Annotated in this window: 21 protein-coding genes; 9 read left to right on the forward strand and 12 right to left on the reverse strand. The window is 71.2% G+C overall.

The features are described from left to right. On the forward strand, nucleotides 1-821 hold an 821-nt coding region (locus tag IT293_06715; GenBank protein MCC6764338.1), incomplete at its 5' end, for a hypothetical protein. Nucleotides 822-846: 25 nt separating this feature from the next. On the opposite strand, the gene IT293_06720 is transcribed toward IT293_06715, so the two are convergent. The 3 genes from IT293_06720 to IT293_06730 are packed head-to-tail and all read right to left on the reverse strand — an operon-like array spanning nucleotide 847 to nucleotide 3,298. Next, nucleotides 847-1,290: an META domain-containing protein gene (locus IT293_06720; protein ID MCC6764339.1), complete on the reverse strand. Its 444-nt coding sequence runs from the start codon at nucleotides 1,288-1,290 to the stop codon at nucleotides 847-849. 32 nt (nucleotides 1,291-1,322) lie between these two features. Continuing rightward, nucleotides 1,323-1,862 (reverse strand): GDYXXLXY domain-containing protein, encoded by a 540-nt coding sequence (locus IT293_06725; protein ID MCC6764340.1) that lies wholly within the window; start codon nucleotides 1,860-1,862, stop codon nucleotides 1,323-1,325. Continuing rightward, on the reverse strand, nucleotides 1,859-3,298 hold the full coding sequence (locus IT293_06730; GenBank protein ID MCC6764341.1) for a DUF2157 domain-containing protein: 1,440 nt from the start codon (nucleotides 3,296-3,298) through the stop codon (nucleotides 1,859-1,861). The genes IT293_06725 and IT293_06730 overlap by 4 nt, the downstream gene beginning before the upstream one ends. An 84-nt stretch (nucleotides 3,299-3,382) precedes the next feature. Between IT293_06730 and IT293_06735 the strand changes: the two genes are divergently transcribed. Then, nucleotides 3,383-3,805 carry a VOC family protein gene (locus tag IT293_06735; GenBank protein ID MCC6764342.1) on the forward strand — a complete coding sequence of 141 codons (423 nt, stop codon included), beginning with the start codon at nucleotides 3,383-3,385 and terminating at the stop codon, nucleotides 3,803-3,805. A gap of 6 nt (nucleotides 3,806-3,811) precedes the next feature. Then, on the forward strand, nucleotides 3,812-4,165 hold the full coding sequence (locus tag IT293_06740; GenBank protein MCC6764343.1) for a hypothetical protein: 354 nt from the start codon (nucleotides 3,812-3,814) through the stop codon (nucleotides 4,163-4,165). A gap of 24 nt (nucleotides 4,166-4,189) precedes the next feature. On the opposite strand, the gene IT293_06745 is transcribed toward IT293_06740, so the two are convergent. The 3 genes from IT293_06745 to IT293_06755 form a co-directional block, all read right to left on the reverse strand. Further along, nucleotides 4,190-5,614, reverse strand: a complete 1,425-nt coding sequence (locus IT293_06745) for a DUF4360 domain-containing protein (protein MCC6764344.1) — start codon at nucleotides 5,612-5,614, stop codon at nucleotides 4,190-4,192. Nucleotides 5,615-5,697: 83 nt separating this feature from the next. Then, nucleotides 5,698-6,714: a transglycosylase SLT domain-containing protein gene (locus tag IT293_06750; GenBank protein MCC6764345.1), complete on the reverse strand. Its 1,017-nt coding sequence runs from the start codon at nucleotides 6,712-6,714 to the stop codon at nucleotides 5,698-5,700. Nucleotides 6,715-6,776: 62 nt separating this feature from the next. Beyond that, a complete protein-coding gene (locus IT293_06755; GenBank protein ID MCC6764346.1) occupies nucleotides 6,777-8,684 on the reverse strand; it encodes an acyl-CoA dehydrogenase family protein in 1,908 nt (635 codons plus the stop codon). Between the two features lie 122 nt (nucleotides 8,685-8,806). Here IT293_06755 and IT293_06760 point away from each other — a divergent pair, with 122 nt between their 5' ends. After that, nucleotides 8,807-9,610: a hypothetical protein gene (locus tag IT293_06760; GenBank protein ID MCC6764347.1), complete on the forward strand. Its 804-nt coding sequence runs from the start codon at nucleotides 8,807-8,809 to the stop codon at nucleotides 9,608-9,610. 18 nt (nucleotides 9,611-9,628) lie between these two features. Here the strand turns inward: IT293_06760 and IT293_06765 are convergent, their stop codons facing one another. The 3 genes from IT293_06765 to IT293_06775 all read right to left on the reverse strand — a co-directional run bounded on the left by IT293_06765 (nucleotide 9,629) and on the right by IT293_06775 (nucleotide 15,433). Next, complete coding sequence (locus IT293_06765; GenBank protein ID MCC6764348.1) at nucleotides 9,629-11,260, reverse strand: hypothetical protein; 1,632 nt, start codon at nucleotides 11,258-11,260, stop codon at nucleotides 9,629-9,631. A gap of 64 nt (nucleotides 11,261-11,324) precedes the next feature. After that, nucleotides 11,325-13,568 (reverse strand): PAS domain S-box protein, encoded by a 2,244-nt coding sequence (locus IT293_06770; protein ID MCC6764349.1) that lies wholly within the window; start codon nucleotides 13,566-13,568, stop codon nucleotides 11,325-11,327. 269 nt (nucleotides 13,569-13,837) lie between these two features. Next, entirely contained in the window at nucleotides 13,838-15,433 is a 1,596-nt protein-coding gene (locus IT293_06775) for an acyl-CoA carboxylase subunit beta (GenBank protein ID MCC6764350.1), read from the reverse strand. Between the two features lie 167 nt (nucleotides 15,434-15,600). Here IT293_06775 and IT293_06780 point away from each other — a divergent pair, with 167 nt between their 5' ends. The 4 genes from IT293_06780 to IT293_06795 all read left to right on the forward strand — a co-directional run bounded on the left by IT293_06780 (nucleotide 15,601) and on the right by IT293_06795 (nucleotide 18,564). Next, nucleotides 15,601-15,834 carry a zinc ribbon domain-containing protein gene (locus tag IT293_06780; protein ID MCC6764351.1) on the forward strand — a complete coding sequence of 78 codons (234 nt, stop codon included), beginning with the start codon at nucleotides 15,601-15,603 and terminating at the stop codon, nucleotides 15,832-15,834. A 137-nt stretch (nucleotides 15,835-15,971) separates the two neighbouring features. Beyond that, a complete protein-coding gene (locus IT293_06785; protein MCC6764352.1) occupies nucleotides 15,972-16,763 on the forward strand; it encodes a glucose 1-dehydrogenase in 792 nt (263 codons plus the stop codon). Nucleotides 16,764-16,908: 145 nt separating this feature from the next. Then, nucleotides 16,909-17,835, forward strand: coding sequence for a hypothetical protein (locus IT293_06790; GenBank protein ID MCC6764353.1), 927 nt, complete (start codon nucleotides 16,909-16,911; stop codon nucleotides 17,833-17,835). Between the two features lie 120 nt (nucleotides 17,836-17,955). Further along, nucleotides 17,956-18,564, forward strand: a complete 609-nt coding sequence (locus IT293_06795; protein MCC6764354.1) for a histidine phosphatase family protein — start codon at nucleotides 17,956-17,958, stop codon at nucleotides 18,562-18,564. A 73-nt stretch (nucleotides 18,565-18,637) separates the two neighbouring features. On the opposite strand, the gene IT293_06800 is transcribed toward IT293_06795, so the two are convergent. Together IT293_06800 and IT293_06805 are read right to left on the reverse strand one after the other, a co-directional pair. Continuing rightward, a complete protein-coding gene (locus IT293_06800) occupies nucleotides 18,638-19,408 on the reverse strand; it encodes an acetoacetate decarboxylase family protein (protein MCC6764355.1) in 771 nt (256 codons plus the stop codon). A 54-nt stretch (nucleotides 19,409-19,462) separates the two neighbouring features. Then, complete coding sequence (locus tag IT293_06805) at nucleotides 19,463-20,248, reverse strand: glucose 1-dehydrogenase (GenBank protein MCC6764356.1); 786 nt, start codon at nucleotides 20,246-20,248, stop codon at nucleotides 19,463-19,465. A 137-nt stretch (nucleotides 20,249-20,385) separates the two neighbouring features. Between IT293_06805 and IT293_06810 the strand changes: the two genes are divergently transcribed. After that, complete coding sequence (locus IT293_06810; protein MCC6764357.1) at nucleotides 20,386-20,580, forward strand: ferredoxin; 195 nt, start codon at nucleotides 20,386-20,388, stop codon at nucleotides 20,578-20,580. 81 nt (nucleotides 20,581-20,661) lie between these two features. Here IT293_06810 and IT293_06815 read toward each other — a convergent pair. Further along, a partial coding sequence (locus IT293_06815; protein ID MCC6764358.1) for a beta-lactamase family protein occupies nucleotides 20,662-21,656 on the reverse strand: 995 nt, incomplete at its 5' end.

A 21,656-nucleotide genomic window follows, 5' to 3' on the forward strand; every position in this document is an offset into this window, starting at 1 on the left:
CCACGACGACCGCGACCCGCACGGCGACTCCGACCCCGACCGCCACGACGACCGCGACCGTGACCGTGACCGTGTCGCCGACCGCAACCCCGGTTCCGACCGCGACCGTGTCAGCCACCGCGACGCCCGTTGCGTCGCCGACCGCGACCGGCACGCCGACGAGCGTTCCGACGAGTACGGCCACGGGCACGCCGATCCCGACCCCGACCGCCACGCCGAGCCCGCCACCGACGCCGCTCGTCACCGCGACCTCAACGCCGGGGGCGACCGCGACGGCCGTCCTGACGCCGAGCCCGCAGCCGACGCTCGGCGATTGCGGCGGCGCCCCCGATGCCGACGGCGACGGCCTCCGCAACGACTGTGACGACGTCGACGCCGACGTCTTCGTGCGTCGGGCCCGCATCCGCGGCGGCAAGCCGACCAAGGGCGAGATCCTCGCCAAGGGGGAGATCGCGCTCGCTCCCGACGCGCCCTTCGACCCCCTCCTCGGGGTCGAGGTCCAGGTCGTCGATACCCTCGCCCTCGATCGCCAGTTCACGTTCGCCCCGGCACAATGCTCGGCGCTCCGGAGTGGGCGCATCATCTGCAAGGCGGAAGACGGTCAGGCGACCGCGCGTTTCGATCCGCTGCGGGCGAAGCCGGGACGGATGCGCTTCGATCTACGCTTCGAGCGCCTGACGCTGACGGAGCCGTTCGCGCCCGCCCTGCTCGTCCGGATCACGACCGATCCCGCGAGCGCGCCGGTGGGCGTCGATCGGGTGGGCAGTCTCGCGAGCTGTCGGGTCACCATCAAGGCGCTGCTCTGCGTCGCCAAACCCTGACCCCGGTTGGGCGCGGCTCGCGGCGTCAGTGCGTCGTCGTCTCGGCGGTGAAGATGAGGGTGGACGGACGCCCGTCGGCGCCGACGGTCACGATGTGGAGACGTCCGTCACGCCGCTCGAGCGCCTTCGCGCCGCCGAGCGTGGCGAGGAAGCGCCGCTCGATCCCGGCGCCCGGTTCGGGGCACATCATGCGCGTCACCGTGATCGCTCCGACCGCGATGGCGCCGCGGCCGGGACGTTGTTCGACCGGAGCGCTGTAGCGGTTGCAGGCGCTCCGCCCCCGGAAGCTTCCCGCCGCGTAGCGCAGCGACACCTGCGGCGTCGGCGCGGCCGGTTCGCCCTCGCGCCACGCGGCGAGCACCCACGAAGTCCCCGCCAGGGTCGCGAGCTCGACCGGGGCCGCAGCGCCGGCCGCGCCCGTGGCGGGGCGAGCGGCGGGGCGACAGCCGAGCGCGAGAGCGGTCGCCACGAGCAGAAGCGCCCCACAAGCATGGCGCGCCGTCACGGCGCCTTCGTCGGCTGCGGCGCCTTTGGTACGAGGTCTATCAGTCGGGGCTCGAACCGCTCGTTCAACCCCACCTGGGCCACCACGCTGCCGCTGCGGGCCTCGCGGCGCGGGTCGTCCTCCGGGAGGTACATGCGCTCGATCCCGTAGATCACCCGGCCGTCCGCGTCGAGACGCCCCATGATCCAACGACCGCCTTCTCCACGATCCGGGGGATCCAGGCGGCAGCCGACCGCCCCGGATGGGATCACCGGCCCGGCAGCGGTCGGGATCGATTCGCCGCTCGGCGCGAGCCGGACCCAGACGGGAGTCCGGCCGCGTGCCTCGGGCGGGACCTTGCAGGCGTCCGCGTTTGCCGCGTCGGCAATCGCGTAGCGCAAGGCGACGAAATGCCCGCTCAGGAGATCGCGCGGATCCACGGGTTCGGTCGCGAGCCACACGGTCTCCACGTTGCGATGCGACGTCAGGAGCCGCGCTCCCCAGGCCGCGAAGAAGGCCAACTGCAGCGCCAGGGCGATGCGGAGCCAGCCCGTCACGCGAGCCCTCCGGACGGGGTGGCGAGCAGTCGGCGCCGCGTCCGCTCGAGCGCCCAGGCGAGCGCTGCCAGCAGGCAGCCGGCGACGATGAAGCCGAGGCCGCTCCGGAACATGTTGCCGAAGACGTCGAGAAAGCGCGTCACGAGGACCGCGATCAACACCAGCACGCCGAGATTCACCTGCGCCGCCTCGTGCACGAGCGAGCCGTGCCACATGAGCCCAACGGCGATGGCGACGAGCAGCACATTCATGACGCCGCCCGCGAGCCACACGTGCGTCGCGTCGTCCCCGAGGTACGCCGTCGCGACCACGAGCGGCGTGATCGTCATCGCTTTCGCCCCGAAGGCCCACCCGCGATGTGGGCTGAGCCGCGTCGCAGGTGACAGCAGCACCGTCGCCGCGGCGACCAGCGCGGCACCGCATGCCACGACGAGGCCGAGCCTCGTCGTCGTGCCCGAGGCGGCCTCGTTCAAGTGCCAGGTGAAGGTCAGCCCGTAGAGCATGGTGAGCCAGACGCCGATGCTCGCCGCCCGCTCCTCGAAGCTCGTGTCGAGCGCGCTCATCACCGCGACCCAAAGGGTCACCAGCGCGAGCGCCCCGAAGACGAGCCACCCTTCGTGGTGCAAGCGGAACGGGGTTGCGGTGACGAGGAGGCAGAACGTCCACGCCACCCAGATCCCGACGAAGTGATGGCGGTGGTCGCGCGGCAGCCGCCGCAGGCTCTCCACGGCGACGAGCACGAGGATCACGCCGGAAAGCACCCAGGCGAGTGGTCGGGCCGCGTCGCCGGTGATCGCGAGCGGGCTCGGCAGTGCCGGCGTCGTGGCGCTGCTGAACGCGAACGCGACGGGCTCCAGGACGTAGTTTCCGACGAAGAGGACGGCCGTGAGCGCGAACACGTGGAGGATCGCGACGACGGGGCGCTCGCTCAGCCAGGCGAGCGGCAGCCCGAGCATGAGCCAGACGAGGAACGGCTGGATCGGGTCGCCCGACAGCTGGAACGTCTGCCCGTAGAGCCCGATCCCGAGGAGCGGCAGGAAGAACCATACGATCTCGAGCGGGGCGCTCACCGCCGCCGTGCGGCCGCGCAGACGGATCGCGGCTTCGCCGGCCGCCGCCAACAGCGCGAGGAACCCGGCCACGCGTACGGGCGCGCCGATGGCCTCCCAGTTGCGCGCGATCAGGAGCGAGACGCCGGCCACCACGAAGAGTCCGGCGAGGACCCCGAGCCAGGCCACGCCGCCGAGGCGCTGCGGCTCGGCCGCTGCCGTGGTCGCGGCGTGGGCGAGGAGCGCGGCGCGTTGCGACTCCGTGATGATGCCGGCGCGCTCGGCGCTGGCGAGGACCGCGGGCCAGCGGTCGGGTGCCCCGCCCTTGCCGCGGCCGCGCCGCGCGAAGAACGCCACCGCGAGGATCAGCAGCAGCACCTCCGTCATCGGCGTCCACTCTACCGCAAGGAAGGCCTCCGATCATCCCGCGAATGCTGGACAAGCGCCGCCCCCCGCGCGAAGCTGCGACCCATGCCGCCGACCCTCGACCACGTCGTCCTCTGGACCGACGATCCGTTGCGCGCCGTGGACTTCTACGAGCACGTCGTCGGCCTCACGCCCGTCCGGGTGGAGGAGTTCCGCGCCGGACGCGCGCCGTTTCCGAGCGTTCGCGTGTCAGCGAAAACGATCCTCGACCTGATGGCGCGGAGCGCGGCGCCGGCCGTGGACGGCATGGCCGGCGCCGCCGGCAGCGCCGGCCATCCGGTGAACCATGTCTGCCTCGCCATGTCGCGGAGCGACTACGCGGTCCTTCGTACCCGCCTCGAGGCCCGCGGGGTCCCGATCGGCACGGTCATGCAGCAGACCTTCGGCGCGCGCGGCCTCGCTCCCGAGGCCTTCTACTTCCGCGACCTCGACGGCAACGTTCTCGAGGCGCGCTACTACCAGGAGTGACCAACGATGGATCTCGCCGAACTCTCCCATGACGAATGCGTTGCGCTGGTGGCATTGATCGAAACGGTGGTCGCGAGCGACGGCGCGGTGTCCGACGACGAGGCGACGCACGTCGCGCGCATCGCCGCCGCCTTCGGTGAGGAGAAGTATCACGCCCTCGTCGACGAGACGGACGAGCGTTTCGCGGACGAGGCCGCGCTGAAGACGTTCCTCTCGGGCGTGATCCGCCCCGAGGCGCGCGAGCTCATCTACGGAACCGTGCTGGACGCCGCGCTCCCCGACGTGATCGACCGCCACGAGTCGTCCCTGCTCGGATGGCTCGCGACCGAGTGGGGCATCACGGTGCAGTTCGAGTCGTAGACGGACACGCCGCGCCGGCGCCGCTCACGGGCACCGGCGCCAACGCAGACCGAGCACGAACGCGATCTTGCCGTCGAGCGTATCGGCGCTGATCTGGCCGAGATCGGCGCCGCCCCTGAGCTGCAGCTCGGTCGTGATCGTGAGGGGTCGTACGTTCTCGCAGGACGACCACGACACGCTGCTGAAGGGCAGCGTGTCGCGAATCAGGTACTGCTTGTCGAGGGGCCCGACGAAGGTCGTGTCGGCGGAGGCCAGTTCCCCGTCACCCTCGAAATAGTAGGTCGCCCGCTGCGTCGCCTTCATCTTCTTGGGAATGGCGACCCTTCCGCGGTGGTCGACCGTGCCGATGCTGTACTGCCATCCCTGAGGCAGCTTGAGGTTCAGGTTCACCTGGCAGGTCCTGGCGGCTTCGGTCAACGGAACGCCGGGGCCCTTCGACGCGACGAGCCCGTCCATGAGAAGCGTGAACCCGGACCGATCGGGGGTGAGCGAGGTGACGATCGACCCGTCCGCACACCCGTTGCCATTGGATGTGATCGACTCTACGTAGACCTTCGTCGCGTCCGGGCCCGGCTCCGCTCCGCGCGGCGTCTCGCCGTTCGGCGACGGTGTTCCCGGAGCGAGGTCGTCCTGCCGGATCACGTCGGCGATGCCGGGGATCTCGAAGCCGGGCGCCGCGGCCTTGGCGTCATAGTCCGTCGCCGTGTTCCGCTTCACCGCCGTCGGCTCGAGGAAGTAGGTCTCGAAGCATTGGCCGGTCGTCCCGTTGACGATCTGCGCCATCACCGGCGCCGGGAACGGCAAGGGCGCGTCCGCGAGGTGCGCGCCCAGCCCCTTCGCGTTGATCTTGGTCTTCGGCTTGGCGCTCGCCTTGAGGGCGAGTAGCGTGATCCCGTCACGGGTCCCCCGCTTGTCCTTGTAGGTGTAGCCGCCCGTCGTCTCCGCCCAGCAGGGCTTCCCGTCGCAGGTGCCGCCCGGCGCGATCTCCGCCGACATGAGGAGCGTCTGCGGGCCGAAGATGCAGGCGCGATAGCCGTCGCTCGACGTCGGGTCGCCGAAATCGGCGGGCGTGAGCCCGGGCGCGTTCTGCATCTGGAGGATCAGCTTGTCCTTCGCGTCGTCCGCGTCGTTGAGGATCTGGAGCTTGCCTCTCGGTGCCACGAGACACGTCGTCAGCGGTGACGCGTCGTGCACGCACGCGCCCGTGCCGTCGCAGACGTCGCGAGTACAGCGTTCCCCGTCGTCGGCGCACGCGCTGCCCGGGGCTTCCCACTGGCACGTGGAAGAGCAGCAGTCGCCGTCGAGCGGGTTGCCGTCGTCGCAGGCCTCGCCGGCGTCGAGCACGCCGTCGCCACAGGCGGCGGACGCGAGGGACGGGGCGGACGCGCCGTATCCGAGGACGCAGATCAAAGCCACCGCGAGCGTGGCGGCGCGTGAGCGGATCATCATGGGGGGACCTCCGGTCAGACGAGTGAGACGCCGCACGAGATTCTACAGAGATGTCTTTGTGGGACAAGAGAAAATCCGCGGCGTCACAAACCCGGGACGCCGACCCGCTGGATGCGCACGGCGTTGTCACCGACCTCGTAGGCGGGCAGCGTGCGCTCCGTGCGGGACAACCGGTAGGCGAGCGCGGCCGAGAGCACGCGCACCGGATAGTCGCGTGGCAGGAGCTGGAGGTAGGGCTGGATGGTGACGAAGTCGCGAGCCCCGTACTGGGCCATGACGGAGCGCAGGCCGCCGTTGTGGGGACCGATGTTGTAGGCGAGGAGACCGAGGAAGAGGTCGCCGCGCATGTCGGCGAGGTAGCGCGCGAGGGTCGCGGCCGCGAGCCAGGCGTTCTGGCGCGGATCGCCGGGGTCGGGGGTCGCGACGCCGAGACGCCGCCCCACCGCCGCGACTGCCTCGGTGGGCGGCGCGGTGATCTGGAAGAGGCCGCGGCCTCCGTCGGCGCTGTCGCGCGGCAGGAACGACGATTCGGCCGCTCCGACTCCCATCAGCACCTCGGGGTCCACGTCGAAGGCCGCGGCGGCCTCGTGCACGACCGGCTCGTACGGGCGAGCGCGCTCGAGCATGCGCGCGAGGGCGCGGCGGTCGGCGCGGCGATATGCCGCGAACACCTGGTGTGCGATCGCCATGCGCTCCGCCTCCGCGCTCCCGCCGATCGCGGCCCGAAGGCGCAGGAGATCGCGCTGGAACGCGGGCCGGGTCGCGTACCAGGAGGCGCCGCACGCGAGCGCCGCCGCGATGACCGCGGGCCCGAGCGGCGCGCGGCGCGCGACCCACCCGCGCATGCCGACCCACCCGCGCAGGGCGAGGGCCAGCGCGAGGCCGAATCCGACGGCGACGGCGGCGAACGGCAGCAGGCTCGCCCAGAGCCCGACGCCGGCGAAGCGGTCCGCTCCCAGCCCGAGGCACGCGACCGCGGCCGCGAGCGCGACGCCGCCGAGCGCCACGACCTCCACGGCGAGGCACAGCCACCCCCGGCGCGCCGCGGCCATGGCACGCCCCCGCGCGCGTCGCCCTCTTCGTCCCGTCCGCCCCGCCATGCGCCGCCCGCTCTATACCGGAAGCGCGCCCGCGCGTCGCGCCACGCCCGCGCGCGCCCGGATCAGCCGGCGGCGCCCGCCGTCGCGCCTCCCGCGAGACGCTCGCGGAGCGCCACGAGGGAGCGCGTCTGGAACGCCGCTTCGGTGAGCCCCAAGTCGCCCACCCCGGCTTCGAGCCACGCGTGCTTGCCGCCCACGAGGTTCGCCGCGACCTTGTTCTTCACCGCGTCGTCGTTGCTCCAGAGCTCGCGGAAGAGCCGGTTCACCTTGCGCCGCGAGCTCCGGCAGAAGAGATCCGCCAGCTCGAGCGCCTGCTCGGCTTCGGGATGGTGCTCGTCGTACATGCGGCGCGCCCGCGAGAGCGTCGCCGACATCGCGAAGAGCTCCATCACGACGTCGACCGCCCGGAAAAGGAACCCCTGCTTGCGCTCCATCTTGGCCTGATAGACCGCCATACCGTGGAAGCTCTCGCGCGCGAGCTTTCGCGCGCTGCGCTCGACGAACCGCAGGTGCGGTCCGAGCGTTCCCCAGCCGAGCACGTCGGTCGAGCCGCCGCCGATGCCCCGCAGCCAGAGCGGCGGGTACCACCCGGCGTAGAAGCGGAGGATGCCGGGCATCGCGGCCGCCTTCTCGCGCGTCCCGTTCTTTGGATCGATCATGGCGCCGGCGACCTCCAGGTGCTTGTCGACCGCCTCGCGCGCCATGAACAGGTGCATGATCTCGCTCGACCCCTCGAAGATGAGATTGATGCGGCAATCCCGCATCATCCGTTCGACGGGAATCGGGTGCTCGCCGCGGCCCTGGAGGGAGCTTTCCGTCTCGTACCCGCGTCCGCCGCGCAGCTGCAACGTCTTGTCGACGATCTCCCAGCAGCGCACCGTGTTCCACTCCTTGGCCGCCGCGGCCTCGAGGCGGATGTCGTAGCCTCCGCGGTCGGCCATGGCCGCCGCGAGCATCCAGACCGAGTCCATCGCGAAGGTCGTCGCGGCCATGTCGGCGATGATGTGCCCCACCGCCTCGTGCTTCCAGATCGGGAGGCCCCACTGCTGGCGGGCGTTGGCCCAGCCCCGCACGATCTTGAGGCACTGCTTCGCGATCCCCGCGCAGCACGCCGGCAACGTGAGCCGGCCCGTGTTGAGGGTCGTGAGCGCGATGCGGAGCCCCTTCCCTTCCTCGCCGATCAGGTTCTCGCGCGGCACGCGCACGTCGCGGAAGCTGATGACGCCGTTGGCGAGCGCCTTCAGGCCCATGAAACGGCACCGGTACTCGACCTTCACGCCCGGCGAGTCGGTCTCGACCACGAAGGCGCTGATCTTCTTCGTCTGCGGATCGCGCGCCATGACGACCAGCAGCTCGGCGAGCGTGCCGTCGGTGCACCAGAGCTTTTCGCCGTCCAGGACGAAATCGTCGCCCTCGCGGCGCGCCGTCGTCGACAGGCTGGCCGGATCGGAGCCCACGTGCGGCTCGGTGAGCGCGAAGGCGGAGATCGCGCCCGCCGCGCAGCGCGGCAGGAATTTCTTCTTCTGCTCCGGCGTGCCGAAGAGCTTGAGCGGCTGCGGCACGCCGATCGACTGGTGCGCCGAGAGCAGCGCGCTCACGTTGTTGTCGACCGAGCCGATCAGCTGCATCACCTTACAGTATTCCGCGACGCTGAAGCCGAGGCCGCCGTACTCGGTGGGGATCTTCATGCCGAAGGCGCCGAGCTTGCGGAGGCCGTCGATGACGTGCTCGGGGTACTCACCCGTCTGGTCGATCGCCGCGCTGTCGACCTGCTCGCGCAGGAAGGTCTCCATCTGCTGATAGAAGCGCGTGAACTCCGGCCGCTCCGTGGCGGCATCCAGCGGGAACGGGTGGATGAGCGGCAGCGAGAGCTTACCGAGGAAGAGCTCGCGCAGGAACGTGCGCCCTGCCCACTCGGTCTCCCGCGCCTGCTCGGCGACTTGCCGTGACTCCTGCTCGGTCGTGCTCATGTGGGGCCTCCTCGTCGCGACGATCGGTCGGGCGACCAGTGCCACGCGGCTCGTCCGGAGTCTAGGATCCGCTCCGCGGGCGCTTGACGCGCGACGGCACGCCGTCGAAACTTCGTGCCACCATGATGTCGCGACGCCGGCTCGGTCTGGTCCTCCTCCTCTGCGGCCTCGTCCGGCCCGCCGGCGCCGCGGCCCCGAGCCCGGCCGCGTCGGCGACGCCCCTTCCGAGCCCGCCGTCCTCGGCGGCGGCGGCAAGCCCGACGACCGGCGCCACGGCAATGCGGCCGGCGACGCCGAGCGCCGCGGCCCCGAGCCCGTCCCCGACGCGCGCCGTCGCCGCCAGGCGCGAGCCGATGGCCGCGCCCGCCGCCGATGCCGCCCCGGCCGCCCCGCTTGCGCCGGCGGCGGCCGCGACGGCCGTGCTCGCCGCGCCGCGCGCGTACCGCACGCCCGAGCGGACCGCGCCCGCTCCGTTCGTCGCGCCGCAGGGAGGCGCACCGGCGGCCGAGGACGCCGCCGACGGCGGTGCGGCTCCGAGCGGGCCCACGACGGACGGGCGGGCTCCCGCGCACGGGAGCAGCGTCGTCGTGTTTCGCGTGACCGGCCGCACGGCCCTCGAAGGGTTCGACATCCGGGTCGGCTATCCGCGCGCGGTCGGCTCCTTCGGGACGAAGGACCGGCCGGCCGAGTGCAACGCCGGGACCGGCCTCCTGGTGGTCGCCAACGATCGCGGCGACGGTGAGCTCCGCCTTCTGGTGGCGAGCGCGCAGGCGCTCCCCTTCCCCCTCGACGTCTTCTGCCGCTTCACGGCCGAGCCGGGCGCCGGCATCGGCGGGGGCGACCTCGCGGTGCGGATCGCCGAGGTGACGAGCGGCGGCAAGCGCGCCGACCCCGGCCTCCTCCTCGTGAACGTCGGCGTCCGCTAGGAGTCTGCGTGTAGCGGCTCAGTCGAGGCGCAGCAGCTTCCGGTCGATCGTATAGCCGTACCCGACGCGGCGGAGCTCGCGATTGAAGTCCATGCCCGCCCGCGAGAACGCGTCGACGCCCTTGATCGTGTACATCTGGACCGTCTCGGGCTCGTAGGGCGCTTCGTAGACCTTGAGGCCCTCGTACGTCTTGCCCACGCGCGCCTTGCGGCCGACGAACCTGCCGTCGCAGGCCTCCTTGATGACGACCTCGTTCAGCGGTCCGTAGATCATCTCCGGACCGTAGAGCCACTCGTAGAAGCTCTGCCGGTCGTTCTGGGCCCAGATCTGCTCCATGACGCGCGAGTCGGTGTGGCGGAAGGCGATGTAGTACTGGACGCCCATGACGCGGTCCTCGCCATCGCCCTTCGGATCGAAGACGTCGTAGCACTGGGACACGTTGCGATACGTGAGGATGCCTTCCATGCCGTCGGAGGTCGACGGGAGCATCTCGCGGAACTCCGCCAGATGGCCGTCGTTGAGGCGCGTGCAGCCGTGCGACACGGGACCCCGGCTCGTCAGGGCGACCCGCCGATACGGCTTGCCGTCGCGGCTGCCGTCGGCGAGCTTGCTCCACTCCTTCGGCAGGATCGCATGGCCGGCGATCCAGTTGCTGATGCCGGTGTTGTGGATCGCGTTGTAGGCGATGCCGCCGCCGTACTCGTAGGGCAGCATCGGCTTGAGTCCGTAGTAGCCCTCGGACGAGATGTAATCGACCATCCCGAGAAAGCCCTTGCCGTGCCGGCGCGGAATCAGCGGCCACACGCCCGGCGTGGTGATCTCCGGGATCTGGTGGCCGGCGTAGGTGGTGAGACCGTCGTGCGTGCCGGCGGCGTAGATCGCCGTGAGTTCCCAGTAGTCGAGGGTGCCGTTCGCGACCGGATAGATGCGCTCGGTCAGCTCATGGAAGAGCGCTTCGGCCTTGGCGCGAAACGCCGTCGCGTCCCCGCCCCGCGCGAGCGTCGCGAGCTCGCTCACCGCCGCGTCCTCGCCGGCGTCGAGGTCGGTCACGAACATGCGGTGCGGAAAGAGGTCGTTCACGGCGTCGAGCTTCGCCTCGAGCGTCGCCGGCGGACTTCCCGCGGCGAGCCGCGTTTTCCAGTCGTCGAGCATGCGATGGAAGTCCTTGCGGACGTGGTACACGCGCTCGGGCATGAGCTTCTGGAGCGTCCGCAGGTTGAGCTCCCGCCACTCCGCGGGGGGCAGTGCCACCCGCTTCGCCGCGAGCGCGGCGAAGCCCTCGGCGGCGAATCGCTCGTCGTAGCGCTCCCAGGCCTTGTTCGTCGTGAGCTGGATGACGCCCGTGTCGATGAGCTCCTTGTAGAGGTCGTGGCGCGCCACCTGGTCGGCGATGTAGGCGTCGATCGCTTCGTCGGAGAGCACGACGCGCAGGCGCAGCTGGTTCCCGCGCCCGAGGTGCACCTTGATCCGGCGCCGGTCCTGCTCCCGCGGCGCGAAGCCGGTGTAGAAGTTCGGTCCGTAGTCGTTGAAGAAGAACCCGTAGGGCTGCGCGTTCGTCCACCGCTCGCGGCTGAGCGCGTCGGCCTCGTGCGCGAACGCCCCCGTCAGCACGATGCATGCGCCCAGCACCCCCACGATCCGTCGAATCATCCGTACCTCCTCGGGTATGCCGGCGACTACGCTCCGCGGCCGCCGGCGAGTCAACTGGCCGCGGTCAGCCGCGGTCCGCCGCCGCGGGCGCGCCGAGCGGACACTCGAGGCTCACGACGGTTCCGCGTCCCGGCGTCGACCGCACCTCCAGCCGGCCGCCGAGCGCGAGCGCGCGCTCCTCCATGCTGAGAAGCCCGAGCGCGGCGCTCCGGCAGTGGTCCGGCTCGAAGCCGCGGCCGTCGTCGCGAACGGTCAGCCGGAGCCGGTCGGCGACGGCCGCGACCTCGAGCTCGACCGTGCGGGCGTGGGCGTGGCGGAGCGCGTTCGCCAGGGCCTCCTGGGCGATCCGGTAGATGGCCACCTCGGTCGCCTCGTCCAGCCGGGGCACCGCCGTGCGGAAGACGGCCTCGACCTTCGTTCCGTCGCCGCCGAGGCCGAGCGCCAGCGAGCGCAGACTGCCCTCGAGGCCGAGGTCGTGCAGCAGCATCGGCCGGAGCTCGCCGGCGAGAATCCGCAGGTGCTCCACGACCTCGTTCAGGTAGGCGGCGACGCGGCGCAGGTCGCTCGCCGCGGCGCCGAGCGCGGCCGCGTGTCGGCTCCGCACCGACTCGACCATGATCGCGACGCCGATGAGCTCCTGGCATACCCCGTCGTGGAGGTCGAAACCGACCCGCTTGCGCTCCTCCTCGCGGACGGCGGCCTGGCGCTGCGCGAGGAGCCGCAGCTTCTCCTGGCTCTGCCGGAGCTCCTCGAGCGACGACCGCAGCGCATCCGCGGCCGCCCGCCGCTCCGTCACGTCGAAGCCGACCGACTGCAGCTCGATCGGCGCGCCGCGCTCGTCGAAGATCAGCATCCCTTCCCATTGGAACCAACGGACCTCGCCGCCGATGGGAATCCGGCACTCCATGCAGGCGCGGTGTGGCGGCTCGAGCTCGCGTGCGAGCGTGGCGCGCACGGCCTCGCGGTCCTCCGCGTCGACCCACTCCAGGACGTCGCGTCCGAGCATGGCCTCGCGCGGCAGTCCGATCAGGCGCCAACCGTAGTCGTTCACGAACGTAATGCGGTGATCGAGATCGAGGCGCAGCACGACCGCCCCCTGCGACTCGACGAGGCTGCGATAGCGGGCCTCGCTGACGCGCAGGCCCTCCTCCGCTTCGTGAGCTTGGGTGACGTCGCGGCCGATGCCCTGAAGCTCGATCACCGTGCCGTCCTCGGCGAAGATGCCGCAGCCCTCCCACTCCATCCAGCGCAGGCCCTCGACCGTCTCCTGCCGGATCTCGGTCCGGAGCCGGTGGGGCGGCCGGGCGAGGGCCCGCAGCGCTTCGGCCGTGCGCGCCTGGTCGCTCGGCAGGATGCGCGGCAGGACGCTCTGGCCGAGCGCCTCCGCGCGCCCGCGACCGAACTTCGCGCACCAGGCATCGTTCACGAAGGTGAGGTTGCCGGCGAGATCCATCCGCACGATCAGGTCCTGGGAAAGCTCGACCAGGCCGCGATAGCGCGCCTCGCTGTCGCGCAGCGCGTTCTCGGCGAGCTTCCGCTCAGTGACGTCGACGACCTGGGAGACGAAGTAACGCGGCCTGCCATCCGAGTCGTGGACGAGGCAGCTCTGATAGGTGCCCCAGACCAGGGATCCGTCGGGCCGGACGTAGCGCGACTCGCCCTGGATCGTTCCCTCCCCGCCCGCGAGCGCCGCCTCGACGCGAGCGCGCGTCCCGGGGAGGTCGTCGGGGTGCACGATGTCGGGGGCCGTGAGCCGCGCGAGCGCCGCAACCGAGCGTCCGAGCATCCGCGCGAGCGCGCGGTTCACCTGGAGCAGCTCGCCCCCCGGCGCGATCAGCGCCATGCCGATCGGCGCTTCGTCGAAGATCGTCTGCAAGCGGGTCTGGCTGTCGCGCAGCGCCGCCTCGCGCTCGCGCTGGGCGGTGACGTCGACCACCTGCGTGATGATGATCTCGACGCTCCCATCCGCGTGGCGCTGCACGCTGCTCCGCACCTCGAGCGAGAGCACCCGGCCGTCTCGGCTGAGCGCGCGCCGCTCCACCCTGACATCGTCGACCTCGCCCCCGACTACGCGCGCCCGCATGCGCTCGCTCGCCGGCCGGTCCTCGGGATGGATGAGCTCCGTCACGACCCGCCCGAGAAGCTCCTCCTCGCTGTATCCCAGCATCGCGCAGACGGCGCGGTTCGCCCGCTCGATCCGGCCCTGGCCATCGAGCAGGAGGATCCCGAGCGGCGCGTGCTCGAAGGCGCGCCGGAACCCTTCCTCGCTCCGTCGGAACTTCTCCTCGGCGCGGCGCCGGACGGTCACGCGGCGCGCCCTCGGGAGGCGGAAGTCGGACGTGCGGCCGGCATGGGGGAGCCCTTCCAGGGGCGCCGGATTGTGCCCTCGGGGCGGGGCGGCGGTCAACGATCCCAAGCGATCCCAAGCGACCCTCGCCGGGGGCGGGCGATGCCATGGACGGGACGCAGCGGCCTCCACGGCGGAGGAGTCGCGACGCATCCTCATCGGCGCATCGCTCCGCGTAGCTGGGTCCACCGGTGGGAGCTCCGCCCGGCGCGCAAACGTCCGGGCGGTCGCTACATCCGGAACACGCCGTACCCGGTCGCTCCTTCGATGGCGTCGTTGTGGACCGCCGAGAGCGTGATGCCGAGCACGGTTCGCGTGTCGCGAGGGTCGATGATGCCGTCGTCCCACATCCGCGCGGTCGCGAAGAAGGCGTAGCTCTCCTTTTCGATCTGCCCCTGCACCATCTGCCTGATCATGGCGTCCTCCTGCTCGTCGAAGGGCTGCCCGGCGCGCTCGGCGGCCTGGCGACGGACGATCGAGAGGACGCCGGCCAGCTGCTCGGGGCCCATGACCGCAATCCGGTGGTTCGGCCAGCTGAAGACGAAACGCGGATCGTAGGCCCGGCCGGCCATGCCGTAGTTCCCGGCGCCGTAGCTGGCACCCACCATGATCGTGAGGTGCGGGACCGTCGAGTTCGACACCGCGTTGATGAGCTTGGCGCCGTCCTTGATGATGCCGCCCTGCTCGTAGCGGCTGCCGACCATGAAGCCCGTGATGTTCTGGAGGAAGATGATGGGCGTGTTGGTCGAATTGCAGAGCTGGATGAACTGGGCGCCCTTCTCGCTCGACTCGGAGAAGAGGATGCCGTTGTTGGCGAGGATGCCGACCGGGTAGCCGTGGACGTGGGCGTACCCGGTGACGAGCGTGGTGCCGTAGGTCGGCTTGAACTCGTGGAAGCGCGAGCCGTCGACGATGCGGGCGACGATCTCCTTCACGTCGAACGGCTTCCGGACGTCGATGCTCGCCAGGCCGAGCATCTCGTCGGGGTCGTAAAGCGGCTCCTCGACGGGGACGCGCTTCGACCAGCCGAGCTTCTTCCAGTTGAGCTGCGCCACGATCTCCCGGCCGAGACGGATGGCGTCGCGCTCGTCCTGCGCGAGGTAGTCGGACACTCCGGAGACCCGGCTGTGCATGTCGGCACCGCCGAGCGTCTCCTCGTCGACGTCCTCGTGGATCGCCATCTTCACGAGCGGCGGTCCGCCGAGGAACACCTTCGCGCCGTTCTTCACCATGACGACGTAGTCGGACATCCCGGGAACGTAGGCGCCACCAGCGGTCGACGAGCCGAAGACGAGGCAGATCGTCGGGATGCGCTCGCGCGAGCGGCGGGTGAGCTCACGAAAGCCGCGGCCGCCCGGCACGAAGATCGTCGACTGGAACGGCAGGTCGGCGCCGCCCGACTCGGTGAGGTTGATGATCGGCATCCGGTTCTGCGCGCAGATCTCCATGGTGCGGCCGGTCTTGAGCGCGCCGTAGGGATTGATCGACCCGCCCTTGATGGTCGGCTCGTTGGCCGTGATGACGCACTCGACGCCCGACACGACGCCGATGCCCGACACGACGCTGCCGCCGAGCGCGAACTCGGTGTCCCAGGCGCAAAGCGGTGCGATCTCGAGGAACGGCGAGTCGCGGTCGAGCAGCAGCTCGATGCGCTCGCGCGCCATCAGCTTCCCGCGCTCCAGGTGACGCTTCACATATTTCGGACCGCCGCCCTCGCGCGCGAGGGCGAGCTGCTCGTTCAGGAGCTTGATCTGCTCGAGGAACCCCTCGCGGTTCCGGCGATAGGTCTCGGACCTGGTGTCGACGTTGGTGCGCAGGACTTCCATGGGGCGGGGAGTCTTTAGCGGGATCGCCCGGACCTTGCCAACATGAGGAACGCGCCCATCCGGCGCCGCGCCGCCCGCAGACCGGTGGAGATGCGCCGCCGGATGGGCGCCCGCTCCGTTGCCTTTCCGACCTGGCCGCGGCATGGTCGCCACGCGGAGGGTTCCACGTGCCGGTCTACGAATACGTCTGTCGCGGGTGTCGTCATGGGTTCGAGACCTTGGTGCTCGGGAGCGACGTGCCGACCTGTCCGCAATGCCGCGCGACCGATCTGCAGCGCGTCCTCTCGGTGGCGGCCATCGGCCGGAGCGCGAGCGCGACCTCGAGCCCCGCACCCGCAATGGGCGGCGGATGCGGCAGCTGCGGCGATCCGCGCGGGCCGGGCGCGTGCGCGCTGGACTGACCGTTCAGGTCGAGGACGGCCGCACCTTCGTCCGCTGCCTCGTCACGCGCCTCGAGACCGACGGCGTCGCCGCGAGGCGCCGCCTCATCACGACTCCGTAGCGGAGCTCCATCTCTGGTCCCCAGGAGAGCGCGCCCATGATCCTCGATCGCTTCGCGATGACCGGGAAGGTCGCCATCGTGACCGGCGCGAGCGCCGGCATCGGCCACGGCAGCGCGCTCGCCCTCGCCGAGGCCGGAGCCCACGTCGTTCTCGCCGCCCGGACGGCCGACCGCCTCGAGCGTGCGGCGCACGAGATCCGCAAGACCGGCGCCGAGGCGCTCGCCCTCGCGACCGACGTCAACGACGCGGCCCAGCTCGCGCGTCTCGTCGACGCGGCGCTGAACGCCTTCGGCCGCATCGACGTCCTCGTGAACAACGCGGGCGGCACGGCGCCGAGCCCGGCGCTCCACCTGAGCCTGCAGGATCTGGAAGCGGCCTTCCATTTCAACGTCGGCACGGCCTTCCAGCTGAGCAAGCTCTGCGCGCCGCACCTCGCGAAGAACGGCGGCGCCATCGTGAACATCTCGAGCGCCATGTCGTACATGGTCGACCCAGGGTTCGTCGCGTACGGCACCGCGAAGGCGGCGCTCTCGCACATGACCCGCCTCCTCGCCTGCGAGTGGGCGCCGAAGATCCGGGTGAACGCGCTCGCCGTCGGCGCCACGGTGACCGAGGCGCTCGGCATGTTCCTGAACGCCATGCCCGAGATGCGGAGGCAGATGACCGATCTCACGCCGATGGCGCGGCTCGGGACGCCGGAGGACATCGCGCTCGCCGTGCTCTACCTGTCGGCGCCGGCGGGAAGCTGGATCACCGGCAAGGTCTTCGAGGTGGACGGCGGCACCGTCGCGTCGAACTGGCCGATCAAGATGGCGAGCGGGCTCTGACAGGGAGCCCCGGAAGGATCCGAAGATCCCGCGGCGCTGAGCGCATCGACGGATTGCGCCCGGACTTGTTTGCGATCGAAGGGCTCGACTATAGCTCGAACTCGCCCGTGTGCAGCGGGACATCTCTTCTCGGGAGGGTCGATTCATGAAGATCACGGGACGAATCGCGGCGCTGATCGCGAGCGCGCTGTTCTTGGCGACGAGCGCTTCCGCCCAGACCTGCGGCGACGCCGACGGCAACGGCGCCGTGACGGTCACCGACGGCGTGCAGGTGCTGCGAAGCGCGGCCGGCCTGTCGTCGACGTGCTCCGCGCGGGCCGCGAGCTGTGACGTCGACGGCAGCGGCAGCGCGACCGTGAGCGACGGGGTGAACGTGCTCCGCAAAGCCGCCGACATCGACATCACGGAGAATTGTCCCGGAGGGGGCGACGATACCGCCGACGTGGCGCAGGTGACCGACGTTCTCGTGGCCTTCCTCTCGCTGGGCTTGCAGGAGGTTCCGAACGTCGGCATCTCGTCCGCGGACGCCGTCCGACCCGCGGCCACCGAAGACTGCGAGGACGGCGGGTCGCGGACCACGACGCAACAGGGCATCGGAGTCCGCGTGACGTTCGATGCGTGCAAGGTGAGCGAGCCCGGCCTCGGCGGCTTCCAGTTCGACGGCGAGATCGGAGTCGCCATCGCCTTCCCGACGGCGACGGTGACGTTCGAGTTCCGCATCACCGACCTCGCGAATCAGCGCCTGGTCGACTTCGATGGCGCGCTCGGCGCTCAAGCGCGTTCCGGCGGCGGTTTCGTCCTCGACGGCGGCCCGCTCTCCGTCCGCGGTCCGAACGAGGGCCCGGAGATCTTCCAGGTGACGCTCGACGACGTGGCGGTCGACGGCGACGGGCGCATCCTCTCGGGATCCGCGGAGGCCGAGGACACCAGCGACAGCTTCGAGCTCGAGACCGCGGAGATCGAGGTGGAGGGCGGCGGCTCCACCGCCTCCGTCCACGTCGTCCGGGACGACGGCAGCGAGCGGGACTACCAGCTCGACCTCGATACCGGCGAGCTGACGCCGGTCGACTGACCTTCCGGGGCCCCGGCCGCGTCCGCTACCACGGGAAGCGGAACGCACGCGGCCGGGACGCCCTCCCGCGCGCGGCGGGGCAACCGTGACGAGCGCCCGCGCGATTGCTACGCTCCCACGATGGCCATCTACGTCGCGCGCCACGGCGAGACCGAGCTCAACGCTCGTCGAATCTTTCAACGGCCGACGACCCCCCTCTCCGAGCGCGGCCGCCGTCAGGCGTCGCAGCTCGCGATCCGCATGACGCCGCTCGGCATCGCGCGTGTCGTGACGAGCGATCTCGCGCGCGCGGTCGAGACCGCGGAGGCGGTGGCCGCAGCGACGGGCGCGCCGCTCGTCGCGGATCCGTTGCTGCGCGAGCGGGACTTCGGCGACATCCGCGGGATGCCGTACGACGCGATCGGCGTCGACCCGTTCGGCGCCGCATACGCGCCTCCGAACGGCGAGACGTGGAGCGTCTTCTACGCGCGCGTCGCCGAAGCCTGGCGCCGCGTGGTGGGGCTCGCCGCGGCGACCGAGGGCCACGTCGTCGTCGTCACCCACGGACTGGTCTGCCGAGCCCTCGTCGAGCGCCACCTCGCCCTCGCCGCCGGCACGACGGCGCCGGCACTCTGGGGCAACACCGCGCTCACGGAGGTCGAGACGGGCCCGCCGTGGACCGTACGCCTCCTCGCCTGCACCGCGCACCTCGACGATGACGGGTGGCCGCCCGCTCCGGGCGCGGTGTGATCCGTTTAGGCGCGCGCCGCGTCCGGAACGTCCGCCCCGAAGCCGCCGTCATCGGACGGGTCGCCGGCGCACTTCATGGCGTCGGACGCCTCTCGAGGACGATCGCGTCGTCGAAGGCCGCTTGCCAGTGGCCGAACCACGTGCAGCCGAGGGCCCGCCGCGGGAAGCCGAGCGCCCGCAGCTCGTCCGCCATCGGGTGCGTCCCGAGCGCCACGGTCGCGCCCCCGAGGCGGAACCCGACTCCCTCCGCGCGCATCCGCGACGGGGTCTTGAAGAGGCTTCCGTCGCGCCAGGCGTACGCATCCTGCGGGATCTCGGCGAGCGTCCGCGTCCCGCCGCGAGGCATCGCGAGGGTCAGCACGTGGGCGCCGTCGGCCGCGAGCCGGCACACGCGCTGGTCGCCGACGTCCTCGAACGCGATCTCGTCGACGGTCTTCGGGAAGCCCCAGATGTCGCGTCCCGCATCGCGCGAGAAGCTCGTCGTGACCGGCAGGCGGTGGACGTAGGCTCCGAGCGTGCCCCGCCGCGACGCCGCCACCAGCCCGAGGAGCGGCCACGGCCGCGTCGCTCCGTAGGTCACCAGGAAGTTGACGCCGAGCTCGTTGTAGCTGCCGAGGTCGTTCTCCTTGTACTCGACCGCGGCGAGCACGCAGATCGCCCATCCCGGCAGCCACTCCGCGGGATGGAGCCGCGGGGTCGGCAGGAGACGTCGTACGTCGGCCGAGCGGACCGGGAACATCGCCGACATCGCGACCGCGTCGCGGACGACCACCGGGATGCGCACCGCGCGCCCCTGCACGAGGTGGGTCGGCGGCGCCGAGTCCGCCGCCGGTGCGCCCGTCATCGCCATCGACAGCGAAGTAGCACGTGTTTCACTTTTCGACGCAAGCCGGCCCGGTCACGTCTGGCCCCAGGACGGTCCCGCCAGCATCCCGCCGTCGACGAGCAGCTCCGCGCCCGTGCAGTAGGACGCTTCGTCCGACGCGAGGAACAGCGCCGCGCGCGCCACCTCGTCCGGGCGGCCGATACGCGGGATCGGGATGCCGGCGAAGACGTCGGGTATGTCGACGCTCCCGAAGTCGTCGCCCCGGCCCATGGCGGTATCGACGGCGCCGGGACAGATGACGTTCACCCGGATCTTGAGCGAGCCGAGCTCGATCGCCGCCGTCTTGGTGAGGCCACGGATCGCGAATTTGCTCGACACGTACGCGGACAGCCCGGCGATGCCCTGGAGCCCGCCCGTCGACGCGATGTTCACGATCGCCCCGCCGCCCTTCGCCGCCATGGGCGGAATGACGGCCCGCATTCCGAGGAAGCACCCGAACTGATTCACCTCGATGACCCGCCGGTACTCGTCGAGCGACATCGCCGCAATCGGCGCGACCCGCAGGATGCCCGCGTTGTTCACGAGCACGTCGGGCGGGCCGAAGCGTTCCGTCGCGGCGGCCACGAAGCGCGTCCAGCTCTCCTCGCTGCCGACGTCGTGGTGGCAGTAGAGCGCCGCGTCGCCGATGGCGGCGGCGACGCGGCGTCCGTCGTCGTCGAGCACGTCGCCGAGCACCACCTTCGCGCCCTCGGCGGCGAAGAGGCGCGCTTCGGCCTCACCCTGTCCGCGCGCCGCGCCCGTGACGAGCGCGATCTTCCCTGCGAGCCGCCCGCCGGCGCGCGCATCGTGATCCGTCATGGCTCGGCGCTTTACGAAGCGCGCGCCGCGCTTGTCAAGCAAGCGTCCGCGTTGCGGTGTGATGCGCCGCTGGTTGACCGCGCGTGGCGCTCGGTGCACTCTCGCGCGAACGACCCCACGTCACGTCGGAGGAAGCAATGCGCATCATCGTCGATCACGATCTCTGCGAGGGCAACGCCGTCTGCGTACGCGCCGCTCCCGAAATCTTCGCCGTCGGCGACGACGATCAGGCCCGCGTCCTCGTAGAGCATCCGCCCGCGTCGCAGCGCGCCAATGTCGAGGCCGCGGTCGCGCGCTGTCCGCGGCAGGCGCTCGCGCTTCGAGAAGACTGACCTCGTACTGCACCGGCGTTCACGTCACGCACGCCGAGGTCGACGAGCGCCCCTCCGACTCGAGCTTCGCGCGGGTCGCCGTCAGTGCGGGACGCCGCCCGGATGGAGCTTCGGACAGGCGACGCCGATCCGACGGAACATCTCCCACATCCAGAGGACGGCGGGGTGGAAGAGCGGCTTCCCGCTGGTCATGAAGGCGCAGCTCACCTCGCGCTCCGGGTCGGCCCACGCGACGACGTTGGTGAGTCCGAGATGACCGAACGCGTGGCTGGTGTCGGGGCCGTAGAAGCTCAGGTAGTCGCCGCCGAGCATGAAGCCCGCGCCGTAGCGAAGCGGGAGGCCGAGCGTGAAGTCGAACTCGAGGTAGCTCTGCTCTCCGGTCGCCCGGCGGACGGTGCGCGGCTCCATGACGCGCACGCCGCGCAGCTCGCCGCCCCGCAGCAGCATCTCGTAGAAGCGGCACAGCTCGTCCGCCGTCGCGACCATGCTGGCGGCCGGGAGGATGCCGCAGAGGAAGCGCGGGTCGTTCGAGAGCTCGACGGCGCGCTCGAAGTCGACCCCGAGCGTGCGGCGGAGGATCAGGGACACCGGCGGCAATACGGGAAAGCCGGTGAAGTAGTTCGTCGCGACATGACCGAGGTCGCTCTGGTCGATGCCGTAGCGCATCCAGCGGAAGCCGAGCGGGCGGCGGATGGCGTCGTCGTGCACGGAACGGATACTGCCGCCGGTCACGCGCCGCACGATCTCGCCCAGGATGAATCCGCCCGTGATCGCGTGGTACGCGAGCTGGCGCCCCGGGCGCGAGCTCAACGGCATCGCGGTCAGCACCTCCAGCACGCGATCCGGATCGGCGAGCAGGTCGAGATCCATCGCGTCCGGCGGCGGGCTCGGGAGGCCGGCGCGGTGCGCGAGCACATGCCGGATCGTGATCCAGCGCTTCGACTCGACGCCGAACTCCGGGATGTACTCGCAGACCCGGTCGTCGATGCGGAGCAGGTTGCGCTCGTCGAGGAGGTGGACGACCATGGCCGTCACCGCCTTGGTCGCCGACATCATCCCGAAGGGCGTGTCCGGGG

It is taken from the genome of Deltaproteobacteria bacterium (assembly GCA_020848745.1).
Classification (GTDB): Bacteria; Desulfobacterota; Binatia; order UTPRO1; family UTPRO1; genus UTPRO1.

Coding starts and splice junctions, on each gene's coding strand:
- IT293_06755 (MCC6764346.1), bottom strand. CDS start 8,684: ATGAGCACGACCGAGCAGGAGTCACGGCAAGTCGCCGAGCAGGCGCGG.
- IT293_06740 (MCC6764343.1), top strand. CDS start 3,812: ATGGATCTCGCCGAACTCTCCCATGACGAATGCGTTGCGCTGGTGGCA.
- IT293_06790 (MCC6764353.1), top strand. CDS start 16,909: ATGAAGATCACGGGACGAATCGCGGCGCTGATCGCGAGCGCGCTGTTC.
- IT293_06745 (MCC6764344.1), bottom strand. CDS start 5,614: ATGATGATCCGCTCACGCGCCGCCACGCTCGCGGTGGCTTTGATCTGC.
- IT293_06785 (MCC6764352.1), top strand. CDS start 15,972: ATGATCCTCGATCGCTTCGCGATGACCGGGAAGGTCGCCATCGTGACC.
- IT293_06735 (MCC6764342.1), top strand. CDS start 3,383: ATGCCGCCGACCCTCGACCACGTCGTCCTCTGGACCGACGATCCGTTG.
- IT293_06805 (MCC6764356.1), bottom strand. CDS start 20,248: ATGACGGATCACGATGCGCGCGCCGGCGGGCGGCTCGCAGGGAAGATC.
- IT293_06765 (MCC6764348.1), bottom strand. CDS start 11,260: ATGATTCGACGGATCGTGGGGGTGCTGGGCGCATGCATCGTGCTGACG.
- IT293_06730 (MCC6764341.1), bottom strand. CDS start 3,298: ATGACGGAGGTGCTGCTGCTGATCCTCGCGGTGGCGTTCTTCGCGCGG.
- IT293_06800 (MCC6764355.1), bottom strand. CDS start 19,408: ATGACGGGCGCACCGGCGGCGGACTCGGCGCCGCCGACCCACCTCGTG.
- IT293_06750 (MCC6764345.1), bottom strand. CDS start 6,714: ATGGCGGGGCGGACGGGACGAAGAGGGCGACGCGCGCGGGGGCGTGCC.
- IT293_06775 (MCC6764350.1), bottom strand. CDS start 15,433: ATGGAAGTCCTGCGCACCAACGTCGACACCAGGTCCGAGACCTATCGC.
- IT293_06760 (MCC6764347.1), top strand. CDS start 8,807: ATGATGTCGCGACGCCGGCTCGGTCTGGTCCTCCTCCTCTGCGGCCTC.
- IT293_06795 (MCC6764354.1), top strand. CDS start 17,956: ATGGCCATCTACGTCGCGCGCCACGGCGAGACCGAGCTCAACGCTCGT.
- IT293_06810 (MCC6764357.1), top strand. CDS start 20,386: ATGCGCATCATCGTCGATCACGATCTCTGCGAGGGCAACGCCGTCTGC.